The organism is Lysinibacillus fusiformis (genome assembly GCF_002845985.1).
In the GTDB taxonomy this organism is placed as follows: Bacteria; Bacillota; Bacilli; order Bacillales_A; family Planococcaceae; genus Lysinibacillus; species Lysinibacillus fusiformis_D.
This window is the reverse complement of sequence record NZ_PDFK01000003.1, coordinates 197,344-219,672: the sequence shown is the minus strand read 5'-3', so window position 1 is coordinate 219,672 and position 22,329 is coordinate 197,344. Positions and strand designations below refer to the sequence as shown.

The 22,329-nt window shown below is 38.0% G+C and carries 24 protein-coding genes; 10 read left to right on the top strand and 14 right to left on the bottom strand.

Going from position 1 to position 22,329, the window contains the following annotated elements:
- Positions 1 to 52: 52 nt before the first annotated feature.
- On the bottom strand, positions 53 to 1,567 hold the full coding sequence (locus tag CRI88_RS11800; RefSeq protein WP_036126069.1) for a lmo1851 family serine protease: 1,515 nt from the start codon (positions 1,565 to 1,567) through the stop codon (positions 53 to 55).
- Positions 1,568 to 2,236: 669 nt separating this feature from the next.
- Here CRI88_RS11800 and CRI88_RS11795 point away from each other — a divergent pair.
- On the top strand, positions 2,237 to 2,503 hold the full coding sequence (locus CRI88_RS11795) for a hypothetical protein (RefSeq protein WP_036126072.1): 267 nt from the start codon (positions 2,237 to 2,239) through the stop codon (positions 2,501 to 2,503).
- Between the two features lie 42 nt (positions 2,504 to 2,545).
- Here CRI88_RS11795 and CRI88_RS11790 read toward each other — a convergent pair whose 3' ends face one another.
- The 3 genes from CRI88_RS11790 to CRI88_RS11780 all read right to left on the bottom strand — a co-directional run bounded on the left by CRI88_RS11790 (position 2,546) and on the right by CRI88_RS11780 (position 4,415).
- Positions 2,546 to 3,289 carry a polysaccharide deacetylase family protein gene (locus tag CRI88_RS11790; RefSeq protein WP_058844443.1) on the bottom strand — a complete coding sequence of 248 codons (744 nt, stop codon included), beginning with the start codon at positions 3,287 to 3,289 and terminating at the stop codon, positions 2,546 to 2,548.
- Positions 3,290 to 3,677: 388 nt separating this feature from the next.
- Positions 3,678 to 4,103: a 3-hydroxyacyl-ACP dehydratase FabZ gene (gene fabZ / locus CRI88_RS11785; protein WP_058844444.1), complete on the bottom strand. Its 426-nt coding sequence runs from the start codon at positions 4,101 to 4,103 to the stop codon at positions 3,678 to 3,680.
- Between the two features lie 72 nt (positions 4,104 to 4,175).
- Positions 4,176 to 4,415 (bottom strand): DUF3953 domain-containing protein, encoded by a 240-nt coding sequence (locus CRI88_RS11780; protein WP_058844445.1) that lies wholly within the window; start codon positions 4,413 to 4,415, stop codon positions 4,176 to 4,178.
- 148 nt (positions 4,416 to 4,563) lie between these two features.
- Here CRI88_RS11780 and CRI88_RS11775 point away from each other — a divergent pair, with 148 nt between their 5' ends.
- Both CRI88_RS11775 and CRI88_RS11770 read left to right on the top strand, forming a co-directional pair.
- Complete coding sequence (locus tag CRI88_RS11775; RefSeq protein ID WP_036126079.1) at positions 4,564 to 5,181, top strand: LysE family translocator; 618 nt, start codon at positions 4,564 to 4,566, stop codon at positions 5,179 to 5,181.
- 90 nt (positions 5,182 to 5,271) lie between these two features.
- A complete protein-coding gene (locus tag CRI88_RS11770) occupies positions 5,272 to 5,751 on the top strand; it encodes a DinB family protein (protein ID WP_058844446.1) in 480 nt (159 codons plus the stop codon).
- A 23-nt stretch (positions 5,752 to 5,774) separates the two neighbouring features.
- Here the strand turns inward: CRI88_RS11770 and CRI88_RS11765 are convergent, their stop codons facing one another.
- The 3 genes from CRI88_RS11765 to CRI88_RS22500 all read right to left on the bottom strand — a co-directional run bounded on the left by CRI88_RS11765 (position 5,775) and on the right by CRI88_RS22500 (position 7,300).
- Positions 5,775 to 6,713 (bottom strand): DUF2268 domain-containing putative Zn-dependent protease, encoded by a 939-nt coding sequence (locus CRI88_RS11765; protein WP_082673742.1) that lies wholly within the window; start codon positions 6,711 to 6,713, stop codon positions 5,775 to 5,777.
- Positions 6,714 to 6,718: 5 nt separating this feature from the next.
- Positions 6,719 to 6,925 carry a GNAT family N-acetyltransferase gene (locus CRI88_RS11760; RefSeq protein WP_374110929.1) on the bottom strand — a complete coding sequence of 69 codons (207 nt, stop codon included), beginning with the start codon at positions 6,923 to 6,925 and terminating at the stop codon, positions 6,719 to 6,721.
- Between the two features lie 210 nt (positions 6,926 to 7,135).
- A complete protein-coding gene (locus CRI88_RS22500; RefSeq protein WP_180957800.1) occupies positions 7,136 to 7,300 on the bottom strand; it encodes a hypothetical protein in 165 nt (54 codons plus the stop codon).
- 134 nt (positions 7,301 to 7,434) lie between these two features.
- Here CRI88_RS22500 and CRI88_RS11755 point away from each other — a divergent pair, with 134 nt between their 5' ends.
- Both CRI88_RS11755 and CRI88_RS22495 read left to right on the top strand, forming a co-directional pair.
- Positions 7,435 to 8,277 carry a copper amine oxidase N-terminal domain-containing protein gene (locus CRI88_RS11755; protein ID WP_058844448.1) on the top strand — a complete coding sequence of 281 codons (843 nt, stop codon included), beginning with the start codon at positions 7,435 to 7,437 and terminating at the stop codon, positions 8,275 to 8,277.
- Positions 8,278 to 8,361: 84 nt separating this feature from the next.
- Entirely contained in the window at positions 8,362 to 8,535 is a 174-nt protein-coding gene (locus CRI88_RS22495) for a hypothetical protein (RefSeq protein WP_170829867.1), read from the top strand.
- A 134-nt stretch (positions 8,536 to 8,669) separates the two neighbouring features.
- Here the strand turns inward: CRI88_RS22495 and CRI88_RS11750 are convergent, their stop codons facing one another.
- Positions 8,670 to 9,164, bottom strand: a complete 495-nt coding sequence (locus CRI88_RS11750; protein WP_036126093.1) for an Lrp/AsnC family transcriptional regulator — start codon at positions 9,162 to 9,164, stop codon at positions 8,670 to 8,672.
- Positions 9,165 to 9,368: 204 nt separating this feature from the next.
- Here CRI88_RS11750 and CRI88_RS11745 point away from each other — a divergent pair, with 204 nt between their 5' ends.
- Complete coding sequence (locus CRI88_RS11745; RefSeq protein ID WP_374703120.1) at positions 9,369 to 10,250, top strand: DMT family transporter; 882 nt, start codon at positions 9,369 to 9,371, stop codon at positions 10,248 to 10,250.
- Positions 10,251 to 10,270: 20 nt separating this feature from the next.
- Here the strand turns inward: CRI88_RS11745 and CRI88_RS11740 are convergent, their stop codons facing one another.
- The 3 genes from CRI88_RS11740 to CRI88_RS11730 form a co-directional block, all read right to left on the bottom strand.
- The gene (locus CRI88_RS11740; RefSeq protein WP_101966642.1) at positions 10,271 to 13,354 is read right to left on the bottom strand and encodes a hybrid sensor histidine kinase/response regulator; all 3,084 of its coding nucleotides are present in this window, start codon (positions 13,352 to 13,354) and stop codon (positions 10,271 to 10,273) included.
- Between the two features lie 456 nt (positions 13,355 to 13,810).
- The gene (locus CRI88_RS11735; protein ID WP_231745071.1) at positions 13,811 to 14,044 is read right to left on the bottom strand and encodes a hypothetical protein; all 234 of its coding nucleotides are present in this window, start codon (positions 14,042 to 14,044) and stop codon (positions 13,811 to 13,813) included.
- A gap of 454 nt (positions 14,045 to 14,498) precedes the next feature.
- A complete protein-coding gene (locus CRI88_RS11730; protein ID WP_139232004.1) occupies positions 14,499 to 14,879 on the bottom strand; it encodes a hypothetical protein in 381 nt (126 codons plus the stop codon).
- A 211-nt stretch (positions 14,880 to 15,090) separates the two neighbouring features.
- On the opposite strand from CRI88_RS11730, the gene CRI88_RS11725 reads away from it, so the two are divergent.
- Complete coding sequence (locus CRI88_RS11725) at positions 15,091 to 15,570, top strand: DUF6530 family protein (RefSeq protein ID WP_036126112.1); 480 nt, start codon at positions 15,091 to 15,093, stop codon at positions 15,568 to 15,570.
- 20 nt (positions 15,571 to 15,590) lie between these two features.
- A complete protein-coding gene (locus CRI88_RS11720; RefSeq protein ID WP_101966641.1) occupies positions 15,591 to 16,967 on the top strand; it encodes an MATE family efflux transporter in 1,377 nt (458 codons plus the stop codon).
- Positions 16,968 to 17,293: 326 nt separating this feature from the next.
- Here CRI88_RS11720 and CRI88_RS11715 read toward each other — a convergent pair whose 3' ends face one another.
- Positions 17,294 to 18,112 (bottom strand): PhzF family phenazine biosynthesis protein, encoded by an 819-nt coding sequence (locus tag CRI88_RS11715; protein WP_257982896.1) that lies wholly within the window; start codon positions 18,110 to 18,112, stop codon positions 17,294 to 17,296.
- Between the two features lie 121 nt (positions 18,113 to 18,233).
- Here CRI88_RS11715 and CRI88_RS11710 point away from each other — a divergent pair, with 121 nt between their 5' ends.
- Positions 18,234 to 19,403, top strand: a complete 1,170-nt coding sequence (locus CRI88_RS11710; protein WP_058844456.1) for a Ger(x)C family spore germination protein — start codon at positions 18,234 to 18,236, stop codon at positions 19,401 to 19,403.
- A gap of 49 nt (positions 19,404 to 19,452) precedes the next feature.
- Here CRI88_RS11710 and CRI88_RS11705 read toward each other — a convergent pair.
- Both CRI88_RS11705 and CRI88_RS11700 read right to left on the bottom strand, forming a co-directional pair.
- Positions 19,453 to 21,026 (bottom strand): IS3 family transposase gene (locus CRI88_RS11705; RefSeq protein WP_089934003.1). Its coding sequence is split into 2 segments (ribosomal slippage): positions 19,453 to 20,384 and positions 20,384 to 21,026, totalling 1,575 coding nucleotides; the frame shifts between segments, so codons are not numbered across the junction.
- 95 nt (positions 21,027 to 21,121) lie between these two features.
- Positions 21,122 to 21,646: a GNAT family N-acetyltransferase gene (locus CRI88_RS11700; RefSeq protein WP_036126121.1), complete on the bottom strand. Its 525-nt coding sequence runs from the start codon at positions 21,644 to 21,646 to the stop codon at positions 21,122 to 21,124.
- Between the two features lie 212 nt (positions 21,647 to 21,858).
- Between CRI88_RS11700 and CRI88_RS11695 the strand changes: the two genes are divergently transcribed.
- Positions 21,859 to 22,164 (top strand): hypothetical protein, encoded by a 306-nt coding sequence (locus CRI88_RS11695; RefSeq protein ID WP_036126124.1) that lies wholly within the window; start codon positions 21,859 to 21,861, stop codon positions 22,162 to 22,164.
- Positions 22,165 to 22,329: the final 165 nt, after the last annotated feature.

The window sequence follows — 22,329 nt, the reverse complement described above, 5'->3', positions numbered from 1 at the left end:
AAAAAAGCTGTCGCAAATGCCGTGAAAGACGACCGTTGCGACAGCTACATTGTTAGTTTGTTGTGTCCTCTGTTTTTTCGGCTGTTCCTGAAAGAAGCTCTTTCGCTTTTAATAACTGAGGATCATCGGCTTTCATTTTTGCACGTAAAGCATCCATTAACGCATACGTTGTATTGCCTGTTAAAATACCTGTTTCTTCAAGGTTATTCGCTGCTTGTAGTTTTTCTACAGCACGTGCAGTATTGTCATCGAAAATACCATCTATTTCACCAGGCTCATACCCTAGCACTTGAAGCATCTCCTCCGCTGCTTTTACAGAGTCCGACTGTAAGCCTGTCTTCATTTCTAAAGAGGCATTCAAGTAAGGTAAAGTAGCATACGATGGATAACCAACTTTGACATCAGGTTCAATGCCTTTTTCGTTAATCCAGTTCCCATTCGGTGTTAACCATTTACCTGTTGTAAATTTCAGATTAGAGCCGTCTTTTAATGGTGTTACATTTTGGACAGTCCCTTTACCGAAGGATGTTTCACCTACAACTTTGGCACCTACAGATTCTTTTAATGCACCTGCTAAAATCTCAGAGGCAGAGGCACTACCACTATCGACAAGTACTGTAATTGGTAGGTTATATTTTTTACCTGCAATGGCATTAGTAATCTGAGGCTCTGCATCTTTTTCTTGTACCTGAACAATCGCTTTTCCTTCTGGTACAAAGAAATTAGAAATATCGACAGCAGCCGTTAAATAGCCACCAGGATTTTGACGTAAATCTAAAACAATGCCTTTCATTCCTTTGCCTTCATACTCAGCAAGGATTTTTTCAAGCTCTTTCGTTGTTTGTTCACTAAATGATGTAATTTGAATATGGGCAATATTGCCATCGAGCATTTCCCCATAAACTGTTTCTACTGGGATTTCATCACGAACAATGGTCATGTGAATAGCCTCTGTGTTTTCGCCGCGTTTCACCGTTAATTTCACTGGTGTTCCTTTCTCACCGCGAATTAAAGCAACCGCTTCTGTTGCACTCAAGCCTTGAATGCTTTTCCCATCAACCGTTAAGATGATATCTTTTGGTAATAAGCCTGCCTTTTCTGCAGGAGAATTTTTGATAGGTGACACAACTGTAATATAACCATTACGCTCTTGGATTTCCGCTCCAATTCCTTGGAAGCTAGAAGATAAACCAGAATTAAATTGATCTGCTTCTTCCTTTACCATGAAGTCAGAATAAGGATCGCCTAATGCATCGAACATACCATTAATAGCACCATCGACTACTTTTTCATCATCAATATCTTGGTAATAGTTATTTTTCAGTAAATCAAATGCTTCATATAATTTTGTAAATTCCTCACGTTCAGTCGGAACTTTCACTTCTACTACTTTCTTATCACCAAACGTTAACGCAAAAATCGTTAACCCTGCCGTAATAAGGATTGTAAAGAACATTAGCATGATAAATTTAAACGGTTTCAGTTGTATAAATTGTCCTGCCGGCTTTACTTCTGCTGGAGTCGGCTCCTGCTGCTGTTCTGTACTTTCATTTTTCTGTTCATCCATCTTGATTGTCACCACTCTCATATACACTAACTTGTTGTCACACTACTACCATCTTAACAGGTTATCCAGAAGACGAAAAGAAAAAGACTGCCAAAACTTCATGACAAACCTTAACCTATCATGCTTCATCCTATCTAGCATCCTAGCACCTATTTACTCATCATACTGTTAAGTTTAGGTATATAATGGTACTGCCTTTTAATTTTACTCATTTCCTAGTTGCAGTCAACCAAAAACTCAAAGAATCATAGAAATGCTATAAGAATATAACGTACAAGTGACGAAAAAAGTTGCAGCTCCTTAGCAACTATTCATTCTTTTTCACCTTTTTTATAGACCATATGAACAGTTAATCGACGGAAGGAAAGCAGTATCTCTTGAAGCTCAATCAACTTAGGCTACAATCCTAACTTTCGTGCAGCCATTTGAATGTTTCCGTCGCAACGTCTACATAGGAAGATTGAAAGTTTGCTAATCGCTCCTGCCCATTCCCTCTAGCAACGCACTATCCATTTCAACAAGCTCTACATTTGCCCATGCTATTTTCCCCCAATAATTTTGCTGAGCTAACATTACCATTTTAGCGAATCATTCAAATGCCTCGTGAATCGCCTTTTCCATTGTTGTCGCATATGATGCAAGTAATGACAATTGTAAGGAGGCAGGAAAATGGGAAGAAATAATAAACAGAACCAGAACAATGATTCAATGGATATTTATATTGCAAAGTTAGCCTATATCGGCACAGCCATTTCAACTTTAGGGGATGGCATTCAGACCATCGCAGCTGGTCTAGCCCTAGAGGCACTACAAAATGCGAAGAACGATTCTTCTCCAACAAATAATGGTGATCAAACAGCCAAAGTCGATAACATGCAGAAACAAATCGATTATTTAATTGCTGAACTAAAGCAAATCAAAAAAATGTTAAAATAACCTTTACATAAAGAGTAGTGTGGAAGCCAAATACCTACCACACTACTGTTTTTTTATCTTCTGATGAGTCCTTTGTAGTTCCATCAATTCAGAAACCGTCACAAACTGGTAGCCCTGCTTTTCAAGCTCTGGCAATATTTGCTCCAATGCTTTGACGGTTTGGGCTCGGTTTCCGCCACCATCATGAAACAGCACGATATTGCCAGCCTTTACGCCTTTTAAAACCGTATTAACGATGCGATTGACCCCAGGATTCTTCCAATCGAGCGTATCCAAATGCCAAGACCACATCACGACTTTATAGCCTTTTTTGGCAATCGCCTCTATCATGGCATCGGTATATTGCCCTTCAACGGGGCGAAATAAGGTTGGCTGATAGCCCGTAATTCCTGCAATTACCTCATCTGTTTGTTGAATTTCCTTCATTAAATTAGGTACATTTGTTTTTAAAGGGTGTGTAAAGGTATGATTGGCCAATTCATGCCCTTCTTCATACATTCTTGCTATCAATTCAGGATTTTTTTCTGCATTTTGACCAACAATAAAAAAAGTAGCTTTCGCATTGTATTTCTCTAATACATCAAGAACATCCGCTGTATAGGTACGATGTGGACCATCATCAAACGTTAAGGCAATGATTTTTTCCTCTGTTTGGATTTCCCAAAGAATTTGTCCTGCTTCTTCATAATACTTTCTCTCTTTATTTTCAGAAGAACTTACTTTGACATAAAAAAACGACACCGTGATCAAACAAAGTGGTAGTAAAAACAGTAAAAATTTTTTCACATTTTCACGTCCCCAAATAATTTTCGTACTTTATTATTTGTGGATTTCATAAAAAAATGCTTATGTTTAGCTTTATTTCATTAAAATTTATCATGACGTATGTTTTCCAGGCTCCTATAATTTTTTTGTTGAAGCTTGTCCACAACATTCAATCACACCATGGTGTATTTGTCGCAGACGCTTCACTTTTGCCGATCGTTACATCCTGTGACATGCTTTCACCATTATTACCACGTGGCGCTCACCCGCCAAAAAGTATTCATTGCCCCTATAGAGAAGGGAGTCTTCAGTTGAATCATGAGGATAAGATGGGTATGTAGTACGTCATCAAGCAAAGTCAAGACAAAAACACTATGCATGAAACTATCATTTATAAAAGGACCTCCTTTTACTGGCCAAAAGCAAAAACAAGGTTTGTTTCACAAACGATTTCTCCATTCACTGTGGCAACCCCACTTCCTTTACCGACTGTCCCTTTCACACGGTTGATTACTACCTCAAGCCGTAGCTGATCACCAGGCTTTACTTGTTTTTTAAAGCGACAATGATCAATGCCCGCAAGCAAGCCTAACCGCCCCTCATTCCCTGCCTTTGTCAGCATAATGACTGCACTGACTTGCGCTAACGCTTCCACAATGAGCACACCTGGCATGACAGGATAATGTGGAAAATGTCCCTGAAAGAACTCCTCATGGATTGTCACATTTTTCAATCCGACTGCACGCTTTCCCTCCTCTAATTCCAAAATACGATCTACTAAAAGAAACGGATAGCGATGTGGTAATATTTCTTGCAATTGTTGACTTGTTAACATATTGATTCCTCCACAGCATTTTTATAACCTTATTCTAACACTAAATATTAGTACTTAGTAATAAAAATGAAGTTAGTCAAAAAATGACTGTCCGACAATGACAAATAGAAAAATGGCCGTACCAAAAGAAAGAATACTAATGGTAGATCGTTTGGCTCTTTGCCACGCTCTCATACCAATGAGTAAAAATGTACAACCTAATAACATGAAAGTAACTGGTAAGAACGAAAAATCTTTTGTAATAAGACCACACATACTCGTCACCACAATTGGGATAAATATGAATAGTTGTAGACAATAGGACCATTTCATGCCGATCATCTCCTCGCTAAATTGTTTTCTGAATTTTTTTTCATTCCTTTTTCAATATTTCTTTATCGACAGCCCTATAGTCGCTGGAATATAATATTCCATGCATTCACCTTAGATTGATTAGTTTATTAGAATAGGAAGGTTTCGCATGTTATCTTTTATCGCAATAGTACTTTTATTATTTTTAATCCCAGGTCCTGCTGTTATTATCACGATTACACAAACATTAAAAAGTGGCAAAAAGAATGGTATTTATACCGCTTTAGGCATCGGTCTTGGAGATTTAGTTCATACGTTAGCGGCTGTTTTAGGTCTTTCTGCTATTTTGATGAAATCAGCCACAGCCTTTGAGGTAGTGAAATATATTGGGGTGGCCTACCTTGTTTATTTAGGTATTCAGATGCTCCTCACAAAACCAAAAAAAATTGAACAACCAACTGTGGAACAAAGCCCTGCTAGTACATCATTCCGCCAAGGCTTTTTGGCAGAAATTTTAAATCCGAAGACAGCTTTATTTTTCCTTGCTTTCTTACCACAATTTGTACAGCACAACGAGCAATCTGTCACAAGCCAATTGCTAACACTAGGCATCACCTTTGTTGTGATGAGTGCTTTGTATACAATACTACTAGCAATTATTACAAGCTTCATTGGTGAAAAAATCTTTACGAAAACAAGTGGTAGCTCACGTTGGCTTGAAAAAACTGTTGGCTTTGTCTATATCGGTCTCGGTGTCCGTTTAGCACTACAGACACAAAGTAGATAATCTGGAGAGGAACACAAAAGAGTGTTCTTCTTTTTTTTTGCAGGAAAATGGAGAATTTTAGCCAATACATACTAAAAAGGAGGGGTGAACTTGAATGAACGTCAAGAAAATTTATTTCAGCAGTTAGCACATTACCGTAGCGAGTTACTCCATTTGCTAGAGCATGTGTCAGAAGAAAAGGCAAATATCATTCCAGCTGGTTTTCATAATAATATTCGCTGGAATATGGGCCATCTTTATCTCGATCAATATTTATGGCTAGAGGCGTTAACAAAAGAAAAGGATACAGCATTAGTAGCTCTCATGAAATGGTTTAGCTTTGGTACGTCGCCTAAGCATTTTGACGAAAAAACGCCCACATTCGAGGAGTTAAAAAAGTGCTTGGCTCAGCAGCCTTCACAGATAAAGGAACGATACGGTCATCGATTGGCTGAGGAATTCCCACCTATCGACACGGGTATGCAGACCATTGAACAAGTACTCCTACGTACCATCTTTCATGAAGGTATGCATTTACAAGCAATTGTCACCATTCATCGATGCCTAAACGAAGTAACAGACCGAGTTTAATACAGGGTCTGTTGCTTATTTGTTTATTGATAATTTTCGAGATACTTTCCTTTTTCAAAAATTTCTTTCGGACTTAAGGCAGTCCACTCCTCTATCGATACATTGGGATGCAAATCGAGATAAGATTTAACCATTTTATAGCCTTCGCTGTAGCCATAACTAAAGGGAAGACCATTTCCACCTCTAATTATTTCTAGGGCACGAATCAAGTTATGCTTTTCCAAATCCGCTGCAACATCAGACCAATAAACTTTGTTGTAATCCAAATCTATTCGCGTAAAATTTAAATCAGGATAAACTAATTTTTCAAACATCACTGCCCTTCCTTCAAATATGAGATGATCTAGCACTGTCCCTTCACTACGCGGGCGTTTTTCAGTTGCAACACTATGATGATATTCATGGGCAATTACAGCCCTAATAAATTCATTTGTATAATATTTATTATAGAGGGCTGTTATTTTACCTGCACCAATCGTTACCATATTCGCGTTTACATCTGTGGCTGGAAAAACACATACCGTCGTTTCATTTTTAGTGGGAAGGAGTTCAGAAGATTTGAACAGACCTTCCTTAATACTCTTTTCTGTTGCTTCCCTATCAATTTTTTCGCTTAATAATTGATTTTCTTTCAATTGTTTGGTCGTGCTATTCAACACCGTCTCAGCCATGTTTATATATTCACCATTCTCAAAACATGCACTATAAACGGGATCAATGACCTCTTCTCGATAGATGTCCAATGGTGAACGATCTGGATTACCTTCTACCTTTTCCGTATAGTTTTGAAAAAGCTCAAAAGCATGAACTATTTTAAATGGTTGCTTCGTTTCTGGATGTTCGAATGAAACCGTGATACTTTCAATATCTGGTTTTTTATGGGAAGGTTTTTCTATTTGTGCACAGGCACTAAACACGAAGCATAGCATCATTAATACGACAAAACTCTTTACATAATGCATCTTTTTCATCCGTCCTTTTCATCAATAAATAATTTACCCATGCTAACATTCATGAACAATATGCCTTGACGCTCGACGGTTTGTCTTTGAATGATTTGGTATCCTTTTCGTTCAAAGAAGGGTCTCGCTGTAAGACTAGCATCTGTGTAGATATGGGTAAGACCAAGCTTTTTTGCGTCCGCTTCTAGTAAATCTACTAAGGCTGCTGCAATCCCCTGTCTTTGAAAATCCTTATGGACATAAAATATGTACAGTTTCGTAAAATAATTGCAGAATTTCTTCTAAATCATCGTCATGATAGTTTGTAAAATCAAGCATCTATCCCACCTCTTTTCTCGCAATCTATTATACCAATTATATGATATTTATGTAAAATTATAGAAAGCTCATAGATCAAAGTAATCTATAAGCTTCTCTTCGTTTTACTGTTTCGGTGTATTGGCTGTCAGTGGATTCGCATTGGCAACTAGTTGTACAGGCGTCGTCGTTTGTTGAAAGCTATCCTTCTGTCCTTGATTTGATTTCCCATAGCCTTTCATGGCAGCAAACAGTGCTGCACCAACAATACCCCAGGTCAATAATTTCATTTAAAAACCTCCCTTCACCGTTAGTATTCGAGAACAATTACGGAATATAGCTGTAAAAAATTAGCGACCAATAGCCAATAACTATGGTAAAATATTGAAGATGCTAAAAACTCGAATATAGGAGGTTGACTACCATGAAAAAAGTCTTCACTGGACTATTGTTAACATCTATGTTTTTTGTGGCTTTTCCGGCTGATGCTGCCACTACACAAATTAAAATAGATGACGTAATAGTAAAATCTGATACAGCACCCGAGCAAAGAAGCAATCGAATCATGGTGCCATTGCGTGTGATCAGTGAAAATCTAGGTGCGCAAGTGCATTGGAAGGATTCACAAATTACCCTTGCCATGAATAAAACATTGATTGTATTAAATCTCAACAACAAGACTGTCATGAAAAATGACAAAACAGAGCAATTGGATGTACAGCCATACATGAAAAATAATCGTACCTATGTACCGATTCGCTTTATTGCGGAAACATTTGGCAGTCAGGTCCAATACAATCAAGGTACAGTCAGTATCACTTCTGAACCACTACTACTTGACAATAAAAAAATAAAAGCCCTCCGCTATGAATATCAAATGACAATGGGTGGTGTTATTCAAGACATTAAAGGCAATGCTTATCATAAAGCGCTTTATCAAGTTTTCCAGCAAAAAGGAAACAAAGTAGAGGCACCTAAAGAATATTCATGGCAAATTAATTTAGACATACCTGGTTCCTATTCTAAACGTGGGCAATATCGTTTTATGAGCGATGATACGAACACAGTCAAACAATTTGATATTTATTCATTAAATACTGCATTCCCTGATGAACTATTACAAGGTCATCCCCATCATCTACTGCATGATGTGTTTGAAGATAGCTGGTATATTTTCACAGATCAAGCAGTTCAATCTATAAAACAGCTTATAAACAATGCTGCCACTAATGGCTTTAGTACCATTATTAGTAATACAGTAGCATAATTTTTTGTAAGCGATGTTCAACATATTCTGCATGAAAATGGACAAAATATTCATATCAACATCGAATATATGGAGGTTTGCCTCATGCAGAAGCTACTGTTATTAAGTTGCGTGCTATTTTCCCTCTTAGCTGCCTGTTCTGCGGAAGAAGCTCCGCCTAGCGAAGAAGCGGAAGCTAAAGAACAAACCGTCAATGCGCAGCCACAAGAAAACCTGAATACTTTGGGATATGACCAACTCCCAGCAAAGGATGAATAACGAGAAAAGTAGAGAGCATCCAAACACGCTTCTATAAAATTCTATCGTTGTCTAACCTGAAAAAGTATGCCACAAGTATCGTAGAAAACCTTTAATAGGTCATCCTGAAAACTAAAAAAACAGCAAGTTTGAGCCTAAAACTCACACTTGCTGTTTTCTTCTATAGGTAACACAGTAGAATATTTAATTTCCCTCAAGGATAAGTTCGTTTGAATTCTAGAAACCCCTAGCTTATTTAATTTGCGGATGAATTGATCTAATTCTTTGCGATCTCGAATGACAACCTTTAACAAATAATCATATGCACCTGTTAAACAATGACATTCCATGATTTCGGTCATCGTTTTTAAGCTGTCCTCCAATTCCTCGATTTCCTTCGCTTGGTGAATATTAGTGCTCATAAAGACATAGCACAGTAAATCAAATCCTAGCTTTTCTTGATTTAAAATAGCCACTTGCTGATCGATATATCCTTCTGTTTCAAGGCGTTTGACCCTTGTATGAGTTGCTGGCGGAGACAAGTTTACTCGTCTAGCCAATTCTGCATTACTGAGTTGCACCTCTCTCTGCAAAATCGCTAAAATTTGAAGATCCACACTGTCTAATGCTTTATTTTTAATCTCCTCCATTGTTATCTCTCCTTTTGATTGTTATTCGGCAAGTACATATTAGACTCTATTTCAGAATATTCTTCTGAAATTTATTAAATTTATTTTAATTATTTCAAATTAGTACAATTATACAAAATATTATACAGACAAAATCTCAATAATGCTATGATTCTTAATATACATAAAATCATAGGAGGGTTACATACCTTGGTCAAATTTTATATGGGCTTAATGCTCGTCACAAGCTTACTTTGGGGAGGCAATTTTGTTGTGGCCAAGACGCTTGTGGCACATGCCTCTCCGATGACTTTAACGATGGCAAGATGGTTCATTGCGGTGATTGTCCTTATACCATTAGTCTGGTGGAAAGAAAAGAAGCTAGTCCCTGCAAAAGCAGCTCTTGTGCCGTTATTGTTCATGGGTATTACAGGTGTCGCCTTGTTTAATATTTTTCAATTTTTAGCGTTGGAGCGAACAACATCCACGAATGCAGGGCTTATTTCAACGATGAATACGATGTCCATAGCCCTTTTTTCATTTGCTTTTCTCAAAGAAAAAATAAATGGCTTGCAGCTTTTGGCTATGACTCTTTCTTTCATGGGGGTGGTTCTCGTCCTTTCGAAAGGAGATTTGCAGCAGTTACTGGATTTTCAATTGAATACAGGGGATTTATGGATGGTAGCTGCGGTTTGTGTCTGGGGACTTTACTCGGTTTGTAGTAAGTGGGCTATGAAAACAACCTCTCCATTAATGGCTACATTGTATGCGGGAGTGTTTGGTATTCTTACTCTTGTCCCGTTCACCAGTACGGAATTCACCTTCTCTAATATCAATCCGTCTTTCATCCTTTCTCTTCTGTATACAGGGATTATCTCTACTGTCGTTTGTATGGTCTTTTGGAATATAGGCGTACAGCAATTAGGAGCCACAACCTCTGGCATTTTCCTAAACTTCAATCCAATTTTCACTGCCCTGCTCGCGTTCTTCTTTATCGGTGAAAAGCTGAGTTGGCTTCAAGGCATTGGAGGACTGATCGTTATTATAGGCTGTTATTTATTTACGCACTTTAAAACCAAAATGCCACAGAATCAAGTTTGTCATTAACATAAGATGCCTTCCCCCTCTCAGTATTCGCTGTGGGAGAAGGCATCTAATTGATTAGTTGTTTTCTTTGGTAATACAACAAATGAAACAGCAGTTCCTTCATGCAGCTTGCTTGTTATGTGTAAGCCTTGACCGTAATGCTGTTGCAGACGTCTATGGGTATTCGATAAGCCAATACTTCTGGATGGACGTTTGTTCGGCTGTAGTAGCTTCGCCAATTGCTCTTCGTCCATACCAACGCCATCATCTGAGACACTAATTTCGATATGAGTACCACAATTAATGATACGAATGTGAACGGTTCCCCCTTCAACACGCTTTAAAATACCATGCTTTAATGCATTTTCAACTAGCGGTTGAATGGTTAGCGATGGAATCCATACATTCGTCGCTGTATCTAAGTCCCATACGACGCGAATACGTTCACCAAAACGTTCCTGCTGAATATAGAGGTAGGCTTGAATTAACCGAAGTTCATTTTCTAATGGAACAAGCGCTTCTACGTTTTGAAAATTATAGGATTCTCTTAAAAAATCACTTAATGCCTCTACTAATTTAGCTGTCCGCTCACTGTCCAATTCACTTAACGTTAAGATAGCATTTAATGTATTAAAGAGAAAATGGGGCTCGATTTGTGCCTGAAGCCACGCTGCCTCCATACGATGTCGTTCTTGAATAGATCGCTTCACCTTTGTTAATGCCTCAACGCGAGATCGAAGCTCTAAGGCATCAACAGGCTTGACGACATAATCATTGGCCCCCGCTGAAAAGCCATTTTCAATATCATGTGGCTGACTACGTGCAGTTAGTAATAGTACGGGTAAATCCGTCATGAAGAATTGCTTACGGATGATTCGTACTAATTCATAGCCATTCATTTTCGGCATCATTACGTCTGAAATCACTAAATCCCATTCCTGGGACCGTATATATTCAAGTGCCTGCAAACCACTTGTCACCGTGACGACATCATACTGCTCATTCGCCAAGAGGGTTGCCACCACTCTTAAATTGATGGGCTCATCATCCACTACTAAAATTCGTGGTTGATTCCACGCATCTCCTACATCGTTCATTCCATCTTGCTGTACCTCAGGGCTTTCCTGTTTTTGATGAGCCTGCTGTGCAAGCGTTACCTTTTGAGCTTCCGCTTCGTCAGATAGTGGTAATGTGAAGGTAAAGGTGGTGCCTTGTCCCACCACTGATTGTACGTCCAATGTTCCCCTTTGTAGTTCAACCAGTCGCTTACAAATACTAAGCCCTAGCCCAAATCCGCCCTCTACTATCGTCTTACTGACAGTACCTTGCTCATATGGCTCAAATAATCGCTGCATGGTTTCCTCATCTATGCCAATGCCCGTATCTGCCACCACAATCTTCGCCATGCTAGCCTCGGTATAGCCCGAAATCGTAATAGTACCTTCATTAGTAAATTTCATGGCATTATGTACCAAATTAAAAATAATTTGGATTACCCGATTTTCATCTGCCAGTACTTTTTGAAAGTCTGCTGGAATTTGCTGAACAAACTGAACCGGCTTTCCTTCAATCATAAAACGTAGCATATCGAAGACGCCAGCCACGATGGTATGAATGGAAACCGGGGTCAGATGCAATTTTTGTGTATTATCCTTTAGGCTCATCACATCAAGTAAATCGTTCAATAAATGCGACATTCGTTGCCCAACAGACAGCACCGTTTCTAAATCATGGACGCTTTTATGACTAAGTGCATGGGACTCACGCTCTAAAACAGCCTTGGACATATTGATAATACTATGAAGCGGATTGCGTAATTCATGGGAGGTGCTTGCCAGAAATTCATCCTTTAGTTTATCTGTCTCTTGCAATTTTTGGGCAAGGTCTTTTGTATCCGCATGCACTTTTGCGTAATCTTTAAACCACAATGTCGCTAAACAAGCAATGGTCATTATCAAATCAAAGGGATATGAAATCACCTTGATTCCTGAAATCAGTAGCAAAATATCCCAAAGAATACTATTGATAAATGCAAGGATTGCTAAAAGTAGAAAAACATGCTGACGGATATCTTTGAGCGCCTTTCCTAGCATCATCATCATGGTGATCACAATGGGAACGCCTAAAATGACAATATAAACACTTTGTATCGACACTACATATCGTGTTGGTAGTACAATAGCCAACACAGCTGCACAGGCACATACAAGGGCAAATCCCTGCTGATAACGGTGAAAATGGCGCGGTAGCCATGGATCGATACATTGTAGCAGGGAATAGCCAATGCCAATCATCGAAAGGTGAACCAATATAAACCCCCAATCATAATTGATTGGAAACCAAAATGAGAGAAGCTTATCGTCACTCCCTAATAGATAATAAAACATGATACTGACGGTTAAGAGTGAAAAGAACAGTAAAGGTCTTTCCTTATTTCCAACTAAATATAGGATGATCGAGTAAAGGGCATGTAAAAGTAAAACGACTGCCACTAATAGCTGCATGGTAATAGACAATTGTGTTTCGCGATAGATAACATCTTCATATCCAAATTTTATAGACCGCACAATTCCCCCATTACGAGGATCTTGAAAGTTAGCCACTTGCACAACAATGTCGATTTCACTTTGGCCCTTTGTGTCAAAAGAAGCTGTAAATGGAACATTTTTGGCCATCGTTTGCGCTCGATTCTCACCTAGCTCACCAGCCTTCGCAACTAAACGATCATTTACATATATTTCTGCTGCACTACGAATGCTAGGCACCCTTATGCTAAATGTTTTTGTTTCTTCTGGATTAACCTGTATTTTCAAATGATAGGAGCCATAGCCATATGGCGTCAGCTTACCTTCTTGAAAAATTTGATCCCAACCATCTGGAACCTGTATGTACGTGGGGGGGAAAGGTGGTTGATTACTATCCATCAACCAGTGAGAGGAATAAAATGTCCATTCACCATCCAGTGTCAAAGCATTCTGTTGAAAATCAAAATCCCGTACATCGATTTGCCCTTTTTCTGCGTAGGGTTGGTCTGGCTGAGTAAATAAATGCAACCACAATATGCGTGTGCTCGTTAACAAAATAAAAAATAAGAGAATAATGATCGCTATTTTTTTCTTTTTCATAAGTGAATCTCGTCAAAGGGCAACATAGTATTTCTCCTTTGCGAACGCCACCTCCTAGGTCTTGATCGAGTAATGATCTTACAACCTTCCAATTCTACCAAGCACATCTCTACAAATTCTGAACAAATTCTTAATATAGTCCTAATCGAACAACGGGCTCTGATTTGGTTGAACCATTTCGCCAAAACATTTCATATACTTCCACAACCCTTCCTATCCAATGCCTGTAAGTAAAGTCGGGTTTTTAGAACTTTTTGCCATAAAAAAAGCAGCTACTCCGATAAGGAATAGCCGACTTTTTATTTGAAGCTTTAAAGGTATAAGAGCAGTTAAATCAAACCTACACAAGATATTACATGCTTTGAGGTGGAATGATGCCTGTTACAAGTAAAATAAAGAACACCAAACCAATGAGGAAAAATATGAACGAGGCTTTAAACATGGACCAAGTTTTACCTAGAATCGTTCTCGCTCATGAATGATTCCTGTTTGTGCACTGACCTGAGATGCATAAAGCCTAGACATGGCTCCACCACTGCTGGAAAAATAGAATGTGCCTAACGTAAAGGCAACACCAGTGAAAAACATCACTTCTATAAATCGAACAGAGAACATTGTGGCAATCCAATAGGTTAACGCTATCTCCACAATCCAGGCAATAACCATCATAATAAAGTGTTTCCAACGCATTTTTAAGAGCTCCCTTCCTTGTTCTTTTACTAGTTTTACGCATGTCTATTGGGAAAAGCTTCATTTTTCTAAATATATTGTCAATAAGAGATTAAGAAATCCCTTTTTTAAGAACATAAACTATAAAACGGTGTTATTTCCAGCACACAAAAAGACCAGAAACTCTCGAAAAACAGAGTCCTGGTCTTTTTGTGAAAAGTGAAACTTACTAGTTTGCTTTAGTTTTTGTATTCTACTATTACAGTAGTCGTGTCAGCTTTGCAAAGGTTACAGGTTTTTGAAGGAATTTTGAAAAAAATTAACCCTTCACGTTTATCATACTTCTGTTATTCTTTGAACCGTTTAAAGTTAAACTCCTTCAAAAATACGATACCGCAAAAAACAAGCAAAGTAGCAATAATCGTTTTCTTGTATAGAGAAGCAACATCCCTACATAAAGTACGAATTTGCTAGCTTAACGCTTCTTGCGTAAACTCGTGAACAATAGATAAATAACGATGAACAGGGCGAGGATTCCTAATGCTTTATAAAGATATAAGGCAATGTTTGCTTTACGTTGATACGTATATTCTCCATCATTCACCGCTTTAAGGTATGCTCCTTTGTCAACTTGTACCGCGATGGCGACCTTTGTATCGGTTCCCTTTATCGCAAAGTACTTGGTTCCTTTTGGATATGCATTTGAAAAATTGCCTCCATGTTGCTCCATATCTGAATACTTCGTTACCTTCCCTATTTCATTCTCAACTGCATGCACTTTCTCCTCCGTTACCTCATATATATAACCATCCCAAACTACGAAAGGATAGACCCAAGTTGTTGCGACAGTGTTCACAGGTATTATTACGAGACATACTATACAAAACAAAAACTTCCGCAGATAGCCCTTCATCACATCACCCTTTCCATCATCTTACATATTAGACTTAGCCTAGCAGAAAAAGTTACACTGCTATTTCGATTGACTTCTGTTTAGGTGAATGCTAAATTTACTAAAGCAGTAATTTACTAAATTACTAAATTCAAATAACAAGGAGTGCTTAACAATGAAAATTCCAACACATTTAAAACATAAACCTGTAATCGTTGCTGAAAACTATGCCAATATCGATGGGCGTACAGCTTATCAAACTGATACACAAGGACTTTCACTTGGGTTGGCACAATGGAATGATCGAGGAAAGGTTGATATTTCTGCGAAGGTTTGGCGACATACAGGTGGCAAATGGTCACGTCAGTCGGAAGAACTACCCCTCCATCGTGTGCTTGACCTCGCTATTCTAGTATGTGAGACACAACTTTATTTTAAGGATGCATACCGCTACGAGCACTTATATGATGAAGCAAACCCTGTTATTAATCGAGTAGGCTTACAGGGTGATGCTATGACTGTAGAAGTATGCACAGAAAATGAACAAATTAAAGAGGATATTCAGCTTTTTCAGCAAGCATTAAATAATGATGGTGAGCTAATCGGTGAACGCCTTCGCTCACTATCACGAATCTTAAAAGAAATGGGTTATTAAAACTCAAGAGGATTTTAACGATGAATGAACAAATGTTACAGGATGATAAAAAACTACGAAAGGCCTTTTTTAATTTCTTAATCCCGGTGATGCTAGCGAATGTACTGCAATCTGTTGGCCAAGTATTTGCGATGTTTATCGTCGGGCGCAATTTAGGTGTCGATGCACTCGCTGCCATTTCCGCATTTTTCCCGTTTTTCTTCTTTTTAATGGCCTTCGCGATTGGCATAGGTTCGGGAAGCTCTATTTTAGTTGGGCAAACGTTTGGGGCTGGTCATCATGAAAAGATGAAAGAGGTAGTTGGGGTAACCCTTGCCTTTACTACGATTTTATCGATTATCGTGGCGCTCTTTGGCGGCTTTTTCATTGAATGGATTTTACGCTTTATGCAAACACCAGCAAATATTTTAGACATGAGTATTAGCTATGCACAAATTTTATTTTTCACATTACCCATTATGTTTTGGTATTTAGTGTATACAACCTTTATGCGCGGCGTCGGTGATTCGAAAACACCCTTTCTCTTTTTAGTAATTAGTGTGGTGTTAAATATTGCCTTCCTCCCACCGCTGGTATTCGGCTGGTTCGGATTACCCGCGTTTGGTTTAAATGGTGCTGCCTATGCTTCTGTGTTATCAAACTTAGTGACCATGATTTTATTATTAGCTTATTTGCATAAAACAAAGCATTTACTACGTTTTGATAAATCCATCTTACAGCATTTTAAATTAAAGAAAGATATTTTAACATCATTATTAAAACTAGCGATTCCATCAAGTATTAGTATGGTTGCCATCTCAGTTGCAGAAATTGCCGTTATTGGTTTTGTCAATGCCTATGGATCTGATGCCACTGCTGCTTATGGCGTTGTCAATCAGGTAGCTAGCTATGCACAAGTGCCTGCGATGAGTATTGCTATTGCTACATCCGTTTTCGTAGCACAGGCTTTAGGAGCGAATTCTACAGAAATGATAAAAAAAATTCGTCAAATGGGTGTGCGTATTAACTATCTTTTAGGTGGCGCAATCATTCTCATCATGTATCTATTTGCAGAGCCAATTTTGGCTTTCTTTATCGATTCACATGATACTGTGCTCATTGCCAAAAATTATTTATATATCGCCTTTTGGAGCTATTTAATATTTGGACATACGCAAACTGTTTCCGCTACGATGCGTGCCACTGGTGTCGTACTATGGCCGACCATCTTCTTAGTCATAACGATTTGGGTCGTGCAAGTGCCATTAGCGTACTTCTTGTCCCACCATACGTCACTCGCATTAAACGGTGTTTGGTTAGCCTATCCAATTACCTTCTGCGTCCATTTCATTATGCAATATACCTACTTCAAGCTAGGCTGGCAAAAGCGAACATTAAAAGCGATGCTTAGCGAATAAATGACACGGGACATGCAAAAAATGCATGTCCTTTTTGTATCTAACAAAATAACCAGGCACTCAGAAATTGAGCCCTGGTCATTTTGTGAAAAGTGAATGTTACTATTTTGCTTTAGTTTTTTGTATTCTACTAATAGAGTAGTCGTATAGCATTGCGAAAAGTTACAACCAATTTAAAATTTTTTTAGTTCTTTCCTGCAAATAGTGCAAACCATCGTCAGTTGATAAAAATTGACAAACATCAAAAAGGCGTTGGTATTTATAAATAGGATGCAAATAACAATCCTTTTGTAAACTTTCATTCATCTCTCTTATCTAAGCGGCTTTTAAATGCTTAATCTTCCATTCAACACGAGAACGGCTGAACCCGCTATCGCTACTGTTTCGCGTTGGGGTGTTACGTATAAAATACCGCCCCGTTTGGAAAGTTGCTTGCTTACTAGCTGGTTTTTCAATAGTTTTTCACACCAGTATGGCCCAAGTGCGCCATGACTAGACCCATTAACATGATCTTCGTCAATTCCTTGTGCTGGAGAAAAAAAGCGGGATACTATATCAATGCCCTCTTCCCTCGACTTACTGGTCACACATATCCCCCTAACAGGAAATTGTTCCATCGCAGAAAAATCTGGCTCGAAATGTGCAATAAGGTCTTCATTGCTTAGTTCCACGATATAATCCAATTCGGTACTCCCTACATAGATCGGTTTACTTCCTAACCAGTCTTCCAATGCTAGAGGACACACTATTTCATCAATTGGATACGTTTTGATGGCAATTTCCACTCGCTCCTGTTGCCATCTTGCCTGCAAAGGGCCATTTGTTGATTGAAATGTGATGGTCTGATGCTTAGGCACGATCCCCTGCTGCCAAAGCAAAAAAGCACTAGCAAGGGTGCCATGACCACAAATCGGGATTTCTGTCTCTGGGGTAAACCATCTTATCGAAAAATCAAGCTGTTTGTTTTCAATAAAGACCGTTGTCGGGACAGGTACCTCCTGTGCAATTTTTTGCATCGTCTCTTCAGAAACATCTGCATCTACAAGACATATTGCTGCTGGATTCCCTTTATATAGCTCTGTTGTAAAGGTATTTATTATAGAATAGGAAATAATCGTCATCTTATTCACCTCTTCTCTCATCATAACGCAAACAAGCAAGTGCTGAATATACACACTCAAACAAATAATCATTTTATAAAATAACCACCTTTTGTCTAAGCTAACATTATAAAATACAATGGTAGAGCTTTTGAGTGGAGAAACGATGAAACCATATTTCAAAATTTTAATGATTATTGGATTGACGACCTTACTCGCTGGATGCTGGGATATTACTGAACCACAGAGAATGTACTATATTAATGCAGTAGGTGTAGACTATGAAAACGATGAATATGTTGTCTATTTACAGGTGATTAATTTTGCCGATGTTGCGAAATCGATTCAGCCCAGTGCAGATGTGGCTCCTGCGGAGGTGGGTCGTGCCACTGGCAAAACAGTAGAAGAAGCGATTTACAAATTGTATCGCTCCTCCGATCAGGAAATATTTTGGGGTCATATGAGGTTTCTTCTCTTTTCAGAGCGGGCCATGGAAAATGAACATTTTATTCCAGTCATTGATACATTGATACGTTTTCGCGATACAAGGTACCAGATTTGGGTGTACTGTACAAAAAATCCGGTAGATGAAGTGCTGCTTGTCACACCCATCCTAAGAAATTCTTTGTCCTCATCAAAATTAAGTAACCCGATTAACCCAACTGAACAAGAAACCTTTGTTGAACCCAAAAATATAAGAGATATCGTCATTGGTTTAAATGAACCAAGCCATGAAGTGACCATCCCATATGTGTCCATTAAAGAAGATTGGCAAACAGATGAGGATCGAACAGAAGAAACTTATTTTTCAGGGGTTGGTGTCCTATCAAAAGATGGCTTTAAAGGATTTTTGCAAGACAATGCAGCAAGAGGCAATCAATGGATGCATAACTATACAAATCGCGGTGAGATTACCTTCCAATTAAAAACAAATGGTCAGGAAGAATTAACCGTGAGTATTGAAAAAATTCATGTCGATGTGAAACCACATGTCAAAAAGGAAGATGTTTCATTTGAAGTCGAATTAAAAATCAATGCGACCATTAATGGCTTTAAAGGAAAAACAACGGAAAAAGAGCTGGAAAAACATATAATCACACAGGTGAAAAAGGAAATCCATGAAACCTTCAATGAAGGCTTAAAATTAGATGTTGATATCTATCGATTATCAGAGTCTCTTTATCGGGACAACGTCAAAGCATGGAAAAGGTTAGAAAAGGATGGAAAAATTCCATTAACAGAGGATTCTATCAGTAAAATTCATGTGGAAGTAGCTAAAATCAATCCAGGTCGCAAAACATTCACAGAAACTATAAAAAAAGACCGGAAGCCCTAACTTTGAACAGCTCCCCGTCAAGTAGACAGTAGAAATAATAAAAAATGTATTAAGCGGCTTGAGTCCTGAATTCTAACGGACTCAAGCCGTTTAATCGTTTCTGATAACGATAGTAATTATAAAAATGAATATAATCATCAATCGCTAGTTTTAACTCTTCATATGAATCGTACTTATGTAAATAATACTTCTCACACTTCAATGTGCCCCAAAATGATTCAATTGGTCCGTTATCAATACATCGACCAACACGGGACATACTTCGCGTCATATTAGCTTTTTCTACAATCCGCTTATATTCCTTCGATGTATATTGAAAACCCCGATCGCTATGTATCAATGGTTGCTCGTCTGGTTGTAATGATTCAACTGCTGATTTTATAGTTTTGAAAACGAGGGAATTATTATTCGAATGACCCAATACATAACTCACAATCGAACCATCATATAAATCGATAATTGCACTTAAATAAGCTTTTTTTCCATTTCCACACTTAAACTCTGTGACATCTGTACACCATTTTTCATTTGGCTTTTCCGATGTAAATGCTCGGTTTAATACGTTCTCCGCCACATGATGTGCTGGGGATTTACGATAGGGCTTGCGCTTTCTACGAATAACAGACTTCAATCCACTAATCTGCATTAAACGATAAATACGCTTTTCGTTAACCATCGCCTGATTATTTTCTTTTCGCTGACGATTGATTGCCAACGTTGTACGACGATAGCCGTAAATGCCATTAACTTGTTGGTAAAGGAGATGAATGTCCTTTAAAATTGCTTCATTTTCAACTTCTCTGTTAGAAGGCTTGCGACTTAGCCACTTATAGTAAGCTGCACGCGAAACATCAGCTATTTCACATAGTAAAAGAATCGAAAGTTCTTCCTCTTGATGTAATTCTTGAATCGCTAAATAGCGTTGCTGTAGACGTATTTGGCTTAACGACGCCTCCTTTCGATTTCCTCTAACTTTTTTAAAAATAAATTTTCTGCACGTAAACGTTCATTTTCACGTTCAATACGTTGAATCTCTAATTTCAATTTCTCCTCAACGGTTAATTCGACTTCATCTTTTGTGCGACCGCGACGATCACGTAATCCCTCTTCACCGTTCGTTTCAAATTTCTTCGTCCATTGATATACCTGTTGATACGAAACACCATAGGTATGCGCTGCCAACTGATAATTTTTCTGGTGTTTCAAACAGTACTCGACAATCTCAATACGTTCTTCAAAAGTTGTCTTTCTTCCTTCTGTCATAGCTTGACTCATTCCTTTACCTGAATCTTTTATTTCACTATGGCTAGTATACTTTTTTACCCAGCTTTTTAAAACGGAGGTACTGCTAATCTCGTATTTCGCCAACACCTCCATCTGTGAATAATTTCGTTGAATGTAGTCCTCCACAGCCGCTAATTTTAACTCTTTTGAATAAAATTTCCATGAAGTAGCTTCGTGTAATCCATCACGTCCACTTGTCTCATATTTCATTTTCCAGCTATATAAAGTTTGATGATTTAATGAATACCTTTCACACAATTCATTGATAGAATAGTTACCTTCTTCAAACAATTGAAGGATATGTAGTTTTAACTCGAGTGGATGTTTGCTTCGCCCCATAAAAAATACTCCCCTTAGATAAACAAATTTTATTTTTTAATCTGTCTACCTAATAGGGAGCATATCACTTAGGGAATCTGGTCTTAAAAAATTTTTTATTTTATGAGTGAATACATATATGTATCATGTGGCATATTGTTTTGATGCATATATTTTTTTAATAATCCTTCTTGTTCGAAACCTATTTTTTGCAATAGTAGCTGAGAAGCTTCATTTTCTGTAAAAACAATAGCACCAATACGTACTAAATCCATCTCTTCAAAACCATAGGAAATGGCTCTTTTCACAGCTTCCTGAGCATAGCCCTTTCCCCAATAGTCAGGAAATAGTGCGTAGCTGATTTCTGCTCTTCGATGCTCCATTGACCACTCTTGAAAGCCAAGTGTACCAATAATGCCTTCTTGTTCTTTTAATGCAATACCCCATTTAATACCACGTTTTTCGGTAAAATTGTTTGCAAAATTTTTAATGATTTGTTGCACTTGTACTAAGCTCGTTAAGGGTTGTTGCCCATAATGGCGCAAAACTTCAGGATTCGAAAAGCAATCAAGAAGAGCTTGTGCATCAGGACTCCCTAATTCTCTTAATACTAATCGTTCAGTTTGTAATATAGGAAACATAGCATACCTCTTTAATCATGGATTTGTTAAACAAATTTTTTTCGACGAACTATTTCAATCTCTATTTCCATTTGATGACACTTAAAAGGACAAAGCTAATTATCATGTTCTTTTGCTTGCCTATTCCTACAAGCTCTCCTCATCTTCTTTTGCATAAAATCTTACTTCATGTCCACAATAAGTTCTAAATCAGTCTACTTGAGGTGAGAGATATGGAGCATTTTCCGCTAATACATACAAATTTTTGGGATGCTGTCATTGCAGTCCCTGTCGTGATGATTGTTACGCAACTAATTAAAAAATTGGGGCATATCAAACCTTTTTGGGTTCCGACCATTGCATTAATCGTCGGCTTATTCATTTCCATTTTCATCAGCCATCGTCATAACCTTCTTGCTGGGCTTTTTATGGGCTGGTTTTATGGCTACGCAGCCATTGGTAGTTACGCTTCATTGAAAACATCTTATATTACCTATAAACAAAAGAAAATCAAAAAACAGAAACATAGCACTCCATAAGAATGTAACGATTGCAGGAATAGAGACAAAATAATATACTAATATTAACAAATTTGGGGCTACTTATTAAAGTAGCTCTTTTTAATCAGTTTGCACAATAATCCTTTGATTTTTAATAAGGATAAGAAAGGTTGTTCAGCTATGGAAATGTTTTTTTTCTTTAGT